Annotated in this window: 13 protein-coding genes and 1 pseudogene; 4 read left to right on the forward strand and 10 right to left on the reverse strand. The window is 67.1% G+C overall.

The annotated features are described in order from the left end of the window. Window positions 1-51: 51 nt before the first annotated feature. Together ON41_RS37630 and ON41_RS37635 are read right to left on the reverse strand one after the other, a co-directional pair. Window positions 52-543 carry a hypothetical protein gene (locus ON41_RS37630; protein WP_157185797.1) on the reverse strand — a complete coding sequence of 164 codons (492 nt, stop codon included), beginning with the start codon at window positions 541-543 and terminating at the stop codon, window positions 52-54. A gap of 28 nt (window positions 544-571) precedes the next feature. Next, window positions 572-949, reverse strand: coding sequence for a hypothetical protein (locus ON41_RS37635; RefSeq protein WP_063710020.1), 378 nt, complete (start codon window positions 947-949; stop codon window positions 572-574). A 9-nt stretch (window positions 950-958) separates the two neighbouring features. Between ON41_RS37635 and ON41_RS37640 the strand changes: the two genes are divergently transcribed. Together ON41_RS37640 and ON41_RS37645 are read left to right on the forward strand one after the other, a co-directional pair. Then, window positions 959-1,138, forward strand: coding sequence for a hypothetical protein (locus ON41_RS37640; protein WP_040754162.1), 180 nt, complete (start codon window positions 959-961; stop codon window positions 1,136-1,138). Continuing rightward, a complete protein-coding gene (locus tag ON41_RS37645; protein WP_157185798.1) occupies window positions 1,135-1,668 on the forward strand; it encodes a VHS/ENTH/ANTH domain-containing protein in 534 nt (177 codons plus the stop codon). Before ON41_RS37640 ends, ON41_RS37645 begins: the two co-directional genes overlap by 4 nt. A gap of 596 nt (window positions 1,669-2,264) precedes the next feature. On the opposite strand, the pseudogene ON41_RS37650 reads toward ON41_RS37645, so the two are convergent. The 5 genes and pseudogenes from ON41_RS37650 to ON41_RS37670 all read right to left on the reverse strand — a co-directional run bounded on the left by ON41_RS37650 (window position 2,265) and on the right by ON41_RS37670 (window position 8,109). Further along, window positions 2,265-3,220: pseudogene (locus ON41_RS37650) on the reverse strand (SDR family oxidoreductase). 22 nt (window positions 3,221-3,242) lie between these two features. Next, window positions 3,243-4,745: a flavin-containing monooxygenase gene (locus tag ON41_RS37655; RefSeq protein WP_040754167.1), complete on the reverse strand. Its 1,503-nt coding sequence runs from the start codon at window positions 4,743-4,745 to the stop codon at window positions 3,243-3,245. Between the two features lie 30 nt (window positions 4,746-4,775). Further along, window positions 4,776-6,428 (reverse strand): AMP-binding protein, encoded by a 1,653-nt coding sequence (locus ON41_RS37660; protein ID WP_040754170.1) that lies wholly within the window; start codon window positions 6,426-6,428, stop codon window positions 4,776-4,778. Then, complete coding sequence (locus ON41_RS37665; RefSeq protein WP_083905920.1) at window positions 6,418-7,428, reverse strand: SDR family NAD(P)-dependent oxidoreductase; 1,011 nt, start codon at window positions 7,426-7,428, stop codon at window positions 6,418-6,420. Before ON41_RS37665 ends, ON41_RS37660 begins: the two co-directional genes overlap by 11 nt. Window positions 7,429-7,434: 6 nt before the next feature. After that, window positions 7,435-8,109 carry a TetR/AcrR family transcriptional regulator gene (locus tag ON41_RS37670; RefSeq protein ID WP_085995924.1) on the reverse strand — a complete coding sequence of 225 codons (675 nt, stop codon included), beginning with the start codon at window positions 8,107-8,109 and terminating at the stop codon, window positions 7,435-7,437. Window positions 8,110-8,291: 182 nt separating this feature from the next. On the opposite strand from ON41_RS37670, the gene ON41_RS37675 reads away from it, so the two are divergent. Continuing rightward, window positions 8,292-9,713 carry a lipase family protein gene (locus ON41_RS37675; protein ID WP_083905921.1) on the forward strand — a complete coding sequence of 474 codons (1,422 nt, stop codon included), beginning with the start codon at window positions 8,292-8,294 and terminating at the stop codon, window positions 9,711-9,713. 55 nt (window positions 9,714-9,768) lie between these two features. Here ON41_RS37675 and ON41_RS39565 read toward each other — a convergent pair whose 3' ends face one another. Continuing rightward, complete coding sequence (locus ON41_RS39565; protein WP_157185799.1) at window positions 9,769-10,320, reverse strand: ImuA'/RecA-like NTPase; 552 nt, start codon at window positions 10,318-10,320, stop codon at window positions 9,769-9,771. A gap of 230 nt (window positions 10,321-10,550) precedes the next feature. Between ON41_RS39565 and ON41_RS37685 the strand changes: the two genes are divergently transcribed. Then, complete coding sequence (locus ON41_RS37685) at window positions 10,551-11,303, forward strand: phosphotransferase family protein (RefSeq protein WP_040754174.1); 753 nt, start codon at window positions 10,551-10,553, stop codon at window positions 11,301-11,303. 85 nt (window positions 11,304-11,388) lie between these two features. Here ON41_RS37685 and ON41_RS37690 read toward each other — a convergent pair whose 3' ends face one another. Together ON41_RS37690 and ON41_RS43575 are read right to left on the reverse strand one after the other, a co-directional pair. After that, window positions 11,389-12,393, reverse strand: coding sequence for a carboxylesterase family protein (locus tag ON41_RS37690; protein ID WP_218003615.1), 1,005 nt, complete (start codon window positions 12,391-12,393; stop codon window positions 11,389-11,391). Then, complete coding sequence (locus tag ON41_RS43575; RefSeq protein ID WP_218003616.1) at window positions 12,377-12,919, reverse strand: carboxylesterase family protein; 543 nt, start codon at window positions 12,917-12,919, stop codon at window positions 12,377-12,379. Before ON41_RS43575 ends, ON41_RS37690 begins: the two co-directional genes overlap by 17 nt. Between the last annotated feature and the right edge of the window lie 171 nt (window positions 12,920-13,090).

Raw genomic sequence — 13,090 nt, forward strand, 5'->3', positions numbered from 1 at the left:
GCCGAAATTTCACGTGTTCGATTCGTGTGCCGGCTGAACGTCAGTGCGGCGTCAGTCCGTCCCTGCTTGGTCGGGATCGCTGTCGTCAGCTGCTTCCAGCAGTCGGACAATTTCGTCCGAGCTCAATCCCGTGGCCTCAACGATCTGGCCGTCGTCGCCGAACTTGACCTTCTTGACATTGTTTCGGTCGAAATACGCCTTGAAAATCGCGGCGATGCCCTTTGCCCCGCCGAACGCTCCAAACGCGAGGGCCGCGTCTTGGGCCAGTTCTGGGATCGGCCCTCCCGAACCAGGAAACCCGCCGGCTCCGAATCGCCCTGGCTCCGGCTTGCCGAACAGCCGCTTCACTTCTGGGCTGGCATTCTCGAGAGCCAGGTCCAGTTTCTGGTGTTCCTCGGCTGAAGGGACCTGGCCTTCCAGCAGCTCGACGACCCGGCGAACGTCGAGCTGCAGGTGCCCGGCGAACTTGGTCCAGGTTGTGATCTTCATTGCGTACTTCAGGCGAGAGATACTTTCCTCGTTCCAAGCGGCGTTGCCTGTCATCACTTCTTCCCCTCCGCGTTTCGCCTGGTCACTGCTCGCCCGGCCAGTGACCGTGCTGTTGAGATGGTAATGCCTTGTGGTGTGTGGTTTTGACGGTTGGCCGGGCCGGTAGTCGGCTGGGGTCGACGTGGTCGACGAGGTAGATCATGGTGGCTTCGGGGGTCATGCCGAACGCGGCGGCCACGAGCTTTGGGTCCATGGTGTTGACCAGGTCGATCAGGCGGGTGCTGCGGATCATCCGCGGCCCGAACCCGCAATCGTCGAGGACATGGCTCAGATACGCGACCGACGCGGGTGACCTCCCAGCCTTGGTCCCTTTGGTGACGATGACGTGCGGGTTGGTGGTGCGCCAGGAGGCGCGATGGGCCAGACAGCGCTGCACGATCACCCAGCTGGCCGGATCCATCGGGACCGGATGCGGTCGATCGCCGAGCCGCACGGTCTGCAGTTGCGGGCGATGCTGGCCGGTGCCGCCGAGCCGGTGACCGCGCCGATGCCGGAACTGGATTCGGTGTTCGCGCGGATTGCGCGGGAATCGGTCGGCATCCAGGACCTCGACGCCCGGATGCACCCGGAAATCGGTGAAGCCTGGTGAGCCCGCGAGCCCGCCGTGCGGCGCTTCCTCCGGCCGGTCATGCCCGCCCGGAGTATGTGACCGGCGGCGGAGTCGTGGTGCACCACTACAACCGGCAGGGGCGGGCCCGGGACTACGACTTCGGTGTGTTGCGCCTGGTCGCGTTCGCGCGCTTCGTATCCGACCAGAAGCACCCGCCACGGGACCTGACCGACCTGACCGCCGCACTGGTCCGGCAATGGCGCGACCATACGCTGCGGACCAGCGGGCACAGCTCGGCGGCGGTGGTGATCAGTTTGCTGCGCGACGACCCGCGACTGCGGTCGGGGTCGGTCGCCGACGAATTGTGTCGACGGATGAAGCAACCCGACAGCACGGTGCAGTCCTACACTGCTGCCGAGTTCGACCGGATCATCCGCGAGGCGCGCGGCACGTTCCGGGCTGCGCTGCGCCGGATCGACTGCCACGCAGCGCATTTGCAGCGGTGGCGTGACGGTTCCCTGGCCGAGGGCAGCGTGGAATGGACCGTCGGCGAGGCGCTCGACGCTTAGACGGCCTGGAAATCTCTGTCTAATCCCAGAAAGCTAGAATTATGGCAAAGTGTTTAAGCTAAACATTGCTCAGACAAGGTTCTGAACTGTGTGTTTATGTCATTTGCATGGTGATTGACAGTTTGACTGGTGAATCCGAATCATGCGGCGATCCACAAGGACCGCATATGGATGCCTGAACTTCGAGCTGCCTCTGCCGCAGCTGGTCGACCATGATCTGCGGTTTCGGGGTGTTGCCGAGCGTCGGTTGGGTTTCGTCGGCACCTGTCTCTGGATTGCCGGGCGCCGCAGCGGATCCGCTGACCTCTCCTACACTATTCCGGCAGTATTCCGGGTGGCAGGCGCTGGTCGTGCTAGATCTGTAGTGTCGTGCTGCAGGTCAGGGCGTGGGCGTAGTGGTCCATTCCCCCTCCGGACACAAACACTAGGTCCACGGGTAGTCGAGGTTGGGTTTCAGATCTCCAATTTCTCGCTGGGTTCGGCGCGTTTGAGTACCGTGATCATGCCGCCGAGCGTGTCGACGAGCTGCTGGATCTGGTGGCAGTCCATCCGCTGGTATGTACGGTCGGCCGCTTGTAGCGAGTCGATCCGGGTAGCTACGAGCTCGCGTTCGCGCTGGACCTCGGCCGTCCACTCGGCAATCGGAGTGGGATCGGTTCCGGCTTCGTGCGGCGCCGCTTCGGTGCCGTCGCGGCGGTGGTGTGTTCGTTGGTATGGCGTTCGATGCGTTCGATGTAGGCGCGGCGGCTGTCGGTGTCGATGCCGGTCAGCGCCCGGCGGTCGTCGACGAGTCGGCGGACACGGTTTTCGATGAAGCTGGGCACCAGGGCTTGCACTGCCGACCAGCCCGGTGCCAACCACCCTGGGACCGATACGGTTTCGGGGCGACGCCGGACGCTGTCGACGACGGCGCGGGCGACGTCCTCGGGGTCGACGGTCGGCAGGCCTTTGCCCAGGGTCGCTCCGGAGGACAGTTCGGTGCGCACCGCCGAGGGCAGCACTGCGGTGACGGTGACGCCGGTGCCGGCGTATTCGCGGCGCGCGGCCAGCGACAGACCGAGGGCGGCGAATTTCGAACCGTTGTAGGTCACCATGCCCGGGATCGGGATCATCCCGGCCATGGAGGCGACATTGACGATGTGGCCGCGACGGGCATCGACCATGCCGGGCAGTACCGCGCGCATACCGTTGATCACCCCGCGCACGTTGACATCGAGGATCAGGTCGGTGGTGGCCTCGGTTTCCTCGGTGAAGCTGCCCAGTGGCATGACTCCGGCATTGTTGACCAGGACATCGAGACGTCCTTCGGCACCGATGACCTCGGTGAGGAATTCACGCCACGACTCCGCGCTGGTGACGTCCAAGCGCGCGCGCTTGCGCAGTGCGGGATCGACGCGGCGGTGGCCGTGGCGACATCGGTGTCGACGTCGCCGATCCACACCCGGGCGCCTTCGGCGCTGAACGCTCGGGCGGTCGCGGCACCGATGCCGCGGCCGCCGCCGGTGATCACGACGACAGCGCCGTGCAGGTCGATTCGGGACTTGCCAGACATCATCGTCCTTGCTTCTCGAGTTTCAGAGGGTGATCGTTGCCGCCGCCGCGGTGTTGTCCGCGGTCGAGGTGATCAGGAAGTCGCGGTCGTCGGGTTCGGTGAGCATGCCGGTCATCGTCTTGCGGTCGAACGGCCACAGGTCGATGGTGTTGCGGTCGGTGAAGTACCAGGAGTTGCAGCCGGTGTTCCATACCGTCGGGCCCATCGCCTCGGCGACGGCGTCGTTGAACCGGGCCGTCGCCGCCTCGGTGACTTCGACGGTGTCGAGTTCGCCGGTGGCGAACCGGTGCAGCCAGCGGGTGATGTATCGGGCGGTCAGCTCAGCGGAGTACTGCAGCGAGATCGATCCGGTCGGCGAGTTCGGTCCGAGCACGGTGAACAGGTTCGGGAACCCGGGGACCGCTGTCATCCGGTAGGCGCGTGGGCCTTTCGCCCAGGCCTGGTCGATGGTGACGCCGTCGCGGCCGCGCAGGTTCATCGGCCGCATGTAGTTGTGCGGGTGGAAACCCGTGGCGAAGACGATGACATCGACGGCACGTTCGCGCCCGTCGGCGGTGCGGATGCCGGTCGGGGTGATCTCGGTGATCTTCTCGGTGACCAGCTCGGCGTTGTCGGCCTGGATGGCCCGGTAGTAGGTACCGGAGATCACCTGCCGTTTGCACAGTGGCTCATAGTCCGGCGTCAGCGCCGCCCGCAGGTCCTTGTCGCGAACCTGGGCACGCAGCGACAACCGAGCGAGCCCTTGCAGGGCGCGCCGCCGCCAGGTCGGGCGCAACACCACGTCGGCGAGGATTCCCGACGCCCACAACGACGCCGAGTACACCCGATCATGCAACGCGGGTGATGCCGCGAGCAGCTGTGTCACCAGCCGGGATTGGGCCAAGCCCATCGGCGCCCACAGCACCCATTGCGGAGTGCGAGTGAACTGGAGCAGCGTCGCCGCGCCCGGCTGTAGGGCCGAAACCACCTGCACGCCGGTCGAACCCGAGCCGATCACCGCGATCCGCCTGCCCTCGGTGACGATCGCCTCGTCCCAGCGGGCGGTGTGCACGACAGAGCCTTCGAAACCGTCGAGCCCCGGCAGGTCCGGAGTGTACGGGTGATGCAGGACCCCGGTCGCGGCGATCACGAAGTCGGCCCGCAACTCCGTACCGTCGGCCACGGTGACAGTCCAGCGTCGACCGTCGAAGACCGCGTCGGTGACCTCGCTGTTCAGGCGCAGGTGCTCGCGCAACCCGAAGCGGTCCACGACCTCGGCGTGGTAACGCTGAATCTCCGGGCCGGTCGCCCACACCCGGCTCCAATCCGGTTTGGGGGCGAACCCGAACTGGTAGAGCTGCGAGGGCACATCACAGGTCAACCCCGGGTAGCGGTTCCAGAACCACACCCCGCCGACATCGGCACCCTTCTCCAGGATCACGACATCGTCGAACCCTGCCTTCTTGAAGGTCGCCGCGGCCGAGATCCCAGCCACGCCGGCGCCGATGATGATGATCTTCGGCACGCGAATCGGCTTGCTTGCCATCAGTTTTCGCCTTTCGAACGTCGCCGGTGTTCAGGAACCGGCCATCGCGTGCAGTTTCGCCCGCAGGACCTTGCCGCTGGCGTTGCGTGGAATCTCGTCGAGGACGACGAACCGTTTGGGCACCTTGTAGCGCTCGAGACCTTCGCGCACATGCTGTTTGAGCGCGTCCTGGCTTGGCGCGAGAGCACCCGGTGCCAGCACGACGAACGCGTTGAGGACTTGCCCGAACTCGGTATCGGGGACACCGATCACGACCGCGTCGGTGATATCGGGGTGGGCCGCGAGGCGGTCTTCGACCTCGCCGGGGAAGATATTCTCCCCACCGGAGACGATCATGTCGTCGGCGCGGCCGTCGATGAACAACCTGCGCTCAACGTCGAAATGCCCCATGTCGCCGGTGGAGACATGTCCGTCGATGACCTCCTTGGCGGACATCTTCCCCGCGGGGTCGGGGGTGTAGCCGGTGTATTCCAGACCGCTACGCACGAAGATCTCCCCGGTCTCGCCCGGCGCGGCCTCGGTGCGGTCGGTGCGCAGGATTCGCACCGATACGCCCAGTGAGGTCCGGCCGGCCGTGTCGGGGGCGGCGACGAGATCGGCGGGAGTCGCGATCGTGACCAGACCGGCTTCGGTCGAGCCGTACCCGTTGACCAGGATCGGGCCGAATGCCTCGATCAGCTTCGAGATCGTGGCCGGTGAGATCGGTGCCGCTCCGGTCACGATGACCCGCAGCGCCGAACGTGCCGTGCGGTGGTCGGTCAGTCCGGGCGCGGCGAGCAGTCGTTGCAGCATGACCGGTACCGCCATCACCACGGTGACCTGGTGGCGGGCGATGTCGTCGAGCGCGGTGGCGGCGTCGAAGCGGCGACGGCACACCGCTGTGCCGCCCAAGGCCAGCGGACCCAGCAGCGACAACAGCCCGAAGCCGTGGAACATCGGCGGCGCGACCAACACCCGGTCGGTGGACCGCAGGCGCAGGATCGCCATCGCCGTGAGCGTCAGCAGCACGATCGCGCGCGGCTTGACCGCGCGCGGGACACCTTTGGCCAGGCCGGTGGTGCCCGAGGTCAGCAAAGTCAGTTTGACCGGGTGGCGCACCCGTGGCGGTGCGGGATGGCTGCGTGCGGCCAGATCATCCAACGTCGGCAGGCCGGTGAGCTCGGCAGGCCGATCACACCACGCCAGCACCCGCAGCCCCGTGAAGTTCGCCTCCTCGACGGTCACGGCGTATTCGTCGTCGTAGATCAGCACATCCGGGTTGTGCCGGGCCAGGATCGCCTGCAACTGCGCGGCGGGCAGTTCGGTGTTGATGAAGATCAGCTCCGCGCCCAGCTGTGCCCCCGCGGCCATCGCCTCGGCGAACCCGCGATGGTTGCGGCAGATGATGCCCACCGATCGCGGCGGCGTCGCGCACGCGGCATACAGGGCTGCGGCGATGGCTTCGGCTCGTTGTTGCAAGTGCCGGTAGGTCAGCTCGCCGGAGTCGTCGATGATCGCGACCTTGTCCGGATGGCGAATCGCGGTGGCGGCCAACAGCGTCGCCGGTGTTGGACCGTACCGGTGGAAGCTACGCGCCAACGCGGCGGCCTTGCGTGGGCCGACCGGGGCAAGCATGCCCGACGACAGGACCGCCGGGATCGCCGAACCCCACTGACGCACACTGTGACTCAGGTCAGCCGACATCCGTGCGCACCTGCCCGTTGTTTACCGAGGTGGTGACCGACGCCGGCGGTGCACCGGCCCCGGCCGAGGCCGCCGCAGCGGGCGGGCGCAACCGTGACAGCGAGGCCTCGGTGTCACCGAGGTGGCGGAAAATCCACTCGACGAGCCGCTCCAGCGGCCACCGGAACACCGTGGCGCTGATCGCCGACGGGAACCCATAGGCCGGGGTCATTGTGCGCGGCTTTCGCACCACCGCCTTGGCCAGTATCTTCGCCGCATCATCCGGGGTCTGACCGGGCAAGACGCGCATCCACCGGCTCGGGGCGCTCATCCTGGTGTGCAGCAAACCGCCGTAGAACGTGGTCAAGGTGACCCCGTCGGCCCGGGCCTCCATGGCCACCGCGCGCATCCACCAGTCGAAGGCCAGTTTCGACGACAGGTAGAACCCCCATTTGGGCACACTGGGGAACATGATCCCCACGGTCGACACATTGACGATGTGCCCGCGACCGCGTGCCCGCATCCCCGGCAGCAACGCCAGCGTGAGCCGCATCGGGCCGAGGTAATTCGCGCCGGTGGTGGCGGTGAGGTCCTTGGGACGGTCGTAGGACAGATGGATCGACCGGCGCAACGACTTGCCCGCGTTGTGGATCAACACGTCGACCTCACCCAGGTCGTAACGCACCGACGCCGCGAACTCCGCCACCGACTGCTCGTCGGTGAGGTCGAGACGGTAGGGATAGGCCTGCCCACCCGCGGCCTCGATCTCCTCGGCCACCTCGAGCAGCCGATCCATCGACCGAGCCGCGACCACGACCCGGGCACCGGCGGCGGCGAACCAGCGCGCGGTCGCCGCACCGACGCCGAACGAGGCCCCCGTGATCACGACCACCTTGCCCTCGACCTCACGGCGCAGCGCCGCCTGGCCGCGCAACCCGCGCGGACCGATGACCCACGCGACCGCTCGCGCCAACGGTGTCTCGGCGATCCGTGCGGGACCGGCGGGCAGAACATCAGACATCAGTGATCACTCCGTGGTCTTCGACATGGCGGACAGCGGGCCGAGGAAGGCCGCGATCTGCGGATCCGACAGCGTGGCATCGATCGCCCGCTGGGCCAGCTCGATACTCGGGTCGGAGCGCAGCGCGGCCAGGACCGTGCCGAACAGGTTGCCGACAACCAGCTCTTTGACCTGCTCACGACTGATCTCGCGGGTGCGCATCCAATGCAGCACCAACCCCTCGATGAACGACACGAATCCGCTCAATCCGGCACGCAGCACCGGCGAGGAATCCGCCCCGGTCACCTCCACCATCAGTGCCTCGGTCAGCTGCGCCTTGCGACGGTCCCGGATCTCGCGGACCTCGGCGTCGGCGACATCGGCGAACAGCGCCTCGAACGCGCGTGGCTGATGCTCGGCCTCATCCAGCAGCCGATCGACTCCGCGGTTCAACCGATCCAGTGCCGGCCCGCGCAACGCCAGCAGATCGCCCCAGAACTCCTCGGCGGCGTGTTCGAGAACCGCGAGGTAGAAGCCTCGTTTCCCGCCGAAGTGATAGCTGATCGAGCCTGCCGCCACCCCCAGGGAACGCGCCAGGTCCACGATCGAGACCTCCTCGTAGCGCTGACTGCTGAACGCGGACTTCCCCGCTCTCAGCAGCGCGGCCCGAGACGCGTCGCCACGCCGATTGCCGACCACCACACCCTCCAGGATTTGAATCGAATTCAGTAAGTCGATGCTAGAGGTGCATCGAGCGCGCGGTCAAGATCTTGAATTGCATTCAAGTTATTGCTTTCAGTGGTCGATGTGACCGTTGACACAGTCGTGATCGTCTGTGATTCTGAATCGCATTCAAATTGAATTCGATTCAAATGGGGTGTCGGATGATAGGGAAGTCCAGGTCGCAGCGTCGTCGAGCCGGTATCGAGCGGCTACGGTTGCGGTGGGGTCGCCGTCTACGCGGCGCGCGGCGCGGGACCGTTGCCGTGGTAGCGGTGCTGGTCGCGGCTGCCGCGGTGACCAGCGTGCCGCCGGCCGTCGCCGCACCCGACACGGGGTCGGCGTCCGGCTCCTCTCGGCCACAGGACTTCTACCTTCCGCCCAGCCCGCTGCCCGCGGCCGCGCCGGGCGCCGTCCTGCGCAGTCAGCGCTTCGACCTGGCACTGTCGCTGCCCGGCCAGGACGGTCGTCCGGTTCCCGCCGAAGCGACTCGGATCATGTACCTCAGCGCCGATACCCACGACCAGCCCGCCGCGGTGACCGGCATGTACCTGGAACCGACGCTGCCGTGGAACGGGCCCGGACCGCGACCGCTGGTAGCGGTCGCACCCGGAACCCAGGGGCAGGGCGATCAGTGCGCGCCGTCGAAGGGTTTCGCGGAGCTGATGCACTACAACTTCCCGCTCGACCTGTGGGCCAGCTACGAAATCATCACCGCTTACGCGCTTGTGGCCCGTGGCATGGCCGTGGTGATGACCGACTACTACGGCATGGGCACACCCGCCGTGCACGACTACATCAACCGGGTCTCCGAAGCGCACGCCGTCCTCGATTCCGTGCGTGCGGCACGGTCACTCACCGGGATCGACCGACCGGCGGCGATCTTCGGGTACTCCCAGGGCGGGGGAGCCGCGGCGGCCGCTGCCGAACTGCAGGGTGACTACGCCCCCGAACTCGACATCGTCGGCACCTACACCGGCGCCCCACCCGCCGACCCGCGTGCGACGCTCGGTGGAAGCGAGGTGATCAACGGCATCGTGCCAGGCGTAATCGGCGGCGCCGCACCGGGTTTGGTCGGTTACGTGCTCAACGGCATGGTCGCCGACTATCCGGAGATCAGGCCGGTGGTCGATCGGAACATCAGCCCGGCAGGGCGCACCATGCTGAACGAACTCGCCACTACCTGCGTCGCCGAAGCGGGCTTCCGCACCCTGTTCAGGCCCCTGAGCTGGTACACCGACGGCGGCCGTCCGATCGACCGAATCCTCGACGAGTCGCCGGAGGCGAAAAGGATCGTCGACGAACAACGCATCGGCGGACTGGAACCGACAGCGCCCGTCCTGATCGCCGGCGGCACCAATGACGACACCATCCCGTACCCGCAGGTGCGCCAACTGGCCGTGGACTGGTGCCGGCAGGGTGCCACGGTCCAACTCGACACCACGGCTTGGCTTCCGCCTCTGCTGCCGAGTCTGGCCGTCGGGCACCTCCTCGAGTACCTGCCCGCAGTGGTCGCTGCCCACGACTGGATCACCCAACGCTTCGCCGGCGCCCCAGCACCCAGCAACTGCAACACGCTGCCGTGACCGATACCACGCCGGAGCCTGCTCTGAAGCCATGCGCGACCCGCCGCGGGGACAGTCAGGTCATCGCGGCGGACCTCGCGTCGCTCTGAGCATCCGCGAGTGAGGACCTGACGGTAGACCATGGGCTTCCCAGCCACGGAGCCGAGGGCTCGGCGACGCGCCCGCTTGCGTAGTGCAGAGAAGCAACCGCCAGCAGTCCGATGCGCTGCCGCCGGCCGCCGACGATCGCGGCCCACGCTCCGCTGCCGGTGGCGGCGGCGAGCAGCCCGATCAGTATCCCGGCGCTGCCGCGGCAGCCCACCACGCTCCCGTGAGCCAGCCCGCCGCCGGGCAGCAGGGCACCGATCCCGCCCGGCAACACGATCCCGTCGACGAGCGGAACACCGGTCTCGCCCACGTCGGCCTGCTGGTCGCTGGGCGCCGCCGCGCCCCGGGCGATACCGCGCGACGGGTGTCGCTTTCGCGCGGTCGGCGGCTCGGTGGCCATGGCGGTGGCGGCGCCGACTTTGCCGCCGACTGCGGCGATGGAGTCGCGCAACGCGGTAAGGCGGTCGTGTCTGGAGAGCGCCGCCAACTCCGCGGGATCGAGTCGTAGGGACTTGCTCACAGTCAATGTCTTGCGTCAAGGTCCTGGCAGGATCTGGTTGGTCACGCGGTTATGCCACGGCCTGTCGAAGATCACGTGAGAACGCGCGGTAATGCCGATTATGTGGTGGTTCGCCTGCACGACACGAATCGTCGGCGCGCGCCGATGACAGGGTATTTGTGGCATGTAGCGAACTCGGACTGATCAGCTGCCCGCGGTGAGCCCGGCGCCGAACGTAGATACTGGCCGACGTGGAAGACGTCGAAATCGTTGTCACCCATCACGAACGCGCGACCGTGCGGGTCGGTGAGGTGTTTCTGAAGATCGACGGTGATCCGGCGCGCATCGATGCCGAGGTCGAGGCGATGCTGTCGGCACCGATCCCGACCGCAAAGATCCTGTGGCGCAAGCCGTCCGTGCTTGCCCTCGCCGCACTTCCTGGAACCGCGCTCGGTCGGCTCGGCGAGCCGTCATCCGCATCCGCGACGGCGTGGGCCGCGGCGGGGGCAGCCCTGCGAATGCTGCACGACGCACCGTTGCCACCGCGGCGTGGTCGCACCCCGGAGCGGCTCGCCGCGGAACTCGGTGCCGAATGCGCGTGGCTGGTCACGAACAGCGTCCTCCCTGCTGACATTGTCGCGCGCAACCGCCGGATCGCTGAGGTCGCGCTGCGGCCGTACCCACCGGTGTTCACCCACGGTGACCTCCAGCTCACGCATGTATTCGTCGACGGAGACGAGATCACCGGGGTGCTCGATTGGTCCGAGGCGGCGCGTGGGGACGCCATGTACGACCTCGCCACATTGACCCTCGGGCATCCGGAACGCCTGACTGATGTGGTGTCGGGCTATGGCACAGGTGTGGACCTCGAAGTGATACGGGCTTGGTGGTCGTTACGAAGTCTGCGCGGCGTGCGCTGGCTGATCGGTCACGGCTTCGATCCCACCTCGCCAGGATGCGAAATCGATGTGCTCAGAGCCCAGGTACGGCGAGATCGATCGTGAGGAGCTGTATCCGCTTGTGCCGCATCGCGCGCTGACCGAACCCGCCGCAGCGGCGGGTCTGTGCTGCTGGTGATGGTTGATGGTTTCAGGTCGGCAGGTCGAGGGTGTCGAAGCGGTGTGTGGTCCAGATGCGGCGTGAAGGCCGGTGCGGGTACGGCTGATCGGTGGTCGTGGTGTCGTAGACGCGGGTGGTGCGGGAGCGTGGATCGTGGGCGCCCAGCCCGGTGTGCCGTCGGCTGCGAAGGTTGTCCAGTCGGTGCGCATCCGATGGCCGACGCGGGGTAGTTCGTGGGCCGCGTGGGGATGGGCGTGCGGCGGCTTCGGTGGGGCTGAGGGTGCCGAAGACGAGCAGGAAGTCCAAGCAGTGGGAAGCGCCTTGGCGGGAGTTGAAACTCCACGCCAGTTCGTAGATCCACACGCGTCCACCACCGGCGTGCGCGGCGTCGGCCAGGTGCAGGCTCGGCATCCGGAACAACCAATCGCTGGTGAGTATTTCAAACAGTTGAGTGGGGTCGGCTGCGGGGTGGGCGGCGCGGTAGCACTGTTGGCCGTGGGGCGGTGCGAGATGGTCGAACGCCGTGGCGATCTGCGATGCGGTCGGTTGGTGGCCGGGCTGGCTTGTGTAGAGCCGGAATTCGTCACGGGTGTGGCCGACGAGCAACTCGACGTCGCGGGCAGCGCTGTCGGCGAGCCCGCGCCAGGGCGCGCACGGCAGGATCTCGCCGTCGACGACCGGCGAGAACGGTGTAGGTGTCAGGGCCACCGGACCCCAGACATCGACGAACTCCAGCATCCTCGCGATCACCGCGGCCGTCGCGTCGATCAAGGCCCGTGGTGTCACCCGGACGAGGTCCTCGATGGTGGCCGGGACTCCGAGGGGTTCGGTCATGGCCTGTGTTATCGCGGTGGCCAGGCGCGGGGTGAAGTAGGTGCCGGGCATGCTCTGGCAGATCGCCCGCCGGAACAGGCCTTTCGCTGCTGGCATGACCAGCAGTGCGGCGATGCAGGCACCGCCGGCGGATTGACCGAAGACCGTGACATTGGCCGGGTCGCCCCCGAACGCGGCGACGTTGTCACGGACCCAGCCCAAGGCGGGTGATCTGGTCGAGGATGCCGCGGTTGTCCGGAGCTCCCGCTATACTCGCGAAGCCATCAGCGCCGACGCGATAATTGATGCTGACCGCCACCACACCCGCCGCGGCGAGCAGGGCAGCGTCGTAATGCGGGTTGGCAGTGTGGTTCGCCAGGTAGGTGCCGCCTTGGATCCACACCATCACCGGCAACCCGGCGCGGCCGGGATCCGGGGTCCAGACGTTGAGGGTCAGACAGTCTTCGGACCCGTCGCCGGTGTGACCGGTCAGCGATGACATCACCGAGCCGGTGTGCCCAGGCTGAGGAACGCAAGGACCGAACTGCGACGCGTCACGGATACCGTCCCAGCCACGCACCGGGACCGGCGCCCCGAAGCGCAGAGAGCCGACCGGTGGTTCCGCATAGGGGATCCCCCGAAACACCGCGACAGTGCCGGCCCAACAACCCCGCACCGCCCCAGCCTGGGCACGGACCTCGACCCGTCCCTCCCGCGAAACAGCGCCACCCTCAGACACTTTCGGCATTCGACCATCATCAGCACCAGCGGCGGTCGTGCACCACCGATTTCAAGGCCGCTACGCACGCGCAAAGACACTCACCTGCCGCTGTGCGAGTGCTGCCGCTTCCGGAGCCGTTGAGCAGCAGACGATCTCGCGCGGCATGTGCCCGACTGTCTCTTCGGTGCACCTGCGCTT

It is taken from the genome of Nocardia transvalensis NBRC 15921, from assembly GCF_000308875.1.
GTDB lineage: Bacteria > Actinomycetota > Actinomycetes > Mycobacteriales > Mycobacteriaceae > Nocardia > Nocardia transvalensis.

Coding starts and splice junctions, on each gene's coding strand:
- ON41_RS37630 (WP_157185797.1), bottom strand. CDS start 543: ATGACAGGCAACGCCGCTTGGAACGAGGAAAGTATCTCTCGCCTGAAG.
- ON41_RS37635 (WP_063710020.1), bottom strand. CDS start 949: ATGGATCCGGCCAGCTGGGTGATCGTGCAGCGCTGTCTGGCCCATCGC.
- ON41_RS37640 (WP_040754162.1), top strand. CDS start 959: ATGCGGTCGATCGCCGAGCCGCACGGTCTGCAGTTGCGGGCGATGCTG.
- ON41_RS37655 (WP_040754167.1), bottom strand. CDS start 4,745: ATGGCAAGCAAGCCGATTCGCGTGCCGAAGATCATCATCATCGGCGCC.
- ON41_RS37660 (WP_040754170.1), bottom strand. CDS start 6,428: ATGTCGGCTGACCTGAGTCACAGTGTGCGTCAGTGGGGTTCGGCGATC.
- ON41_RS37665 (WP_083905920.1), bottom strand. CDS start 7,428: ATGTCTGATGTTCTGCCCGCCGGTCCCGCACGGATCGCCGAGACACCG.
- ON41_RS37675 (WP_083905921.1), top strand. CDS start 8,292: ATGATAGGGAAGTCCAGGTCGCAGCGTCGTCGAGCCGGTATCGAGCGG.
- ON41_RS43575 (WP_218003616.1), bottom strand. CDS start 12,919: ATGCCGAAAGTGTCTGAGGGTGGCGCTGTTTCGCGGGAGGGACGGGTC.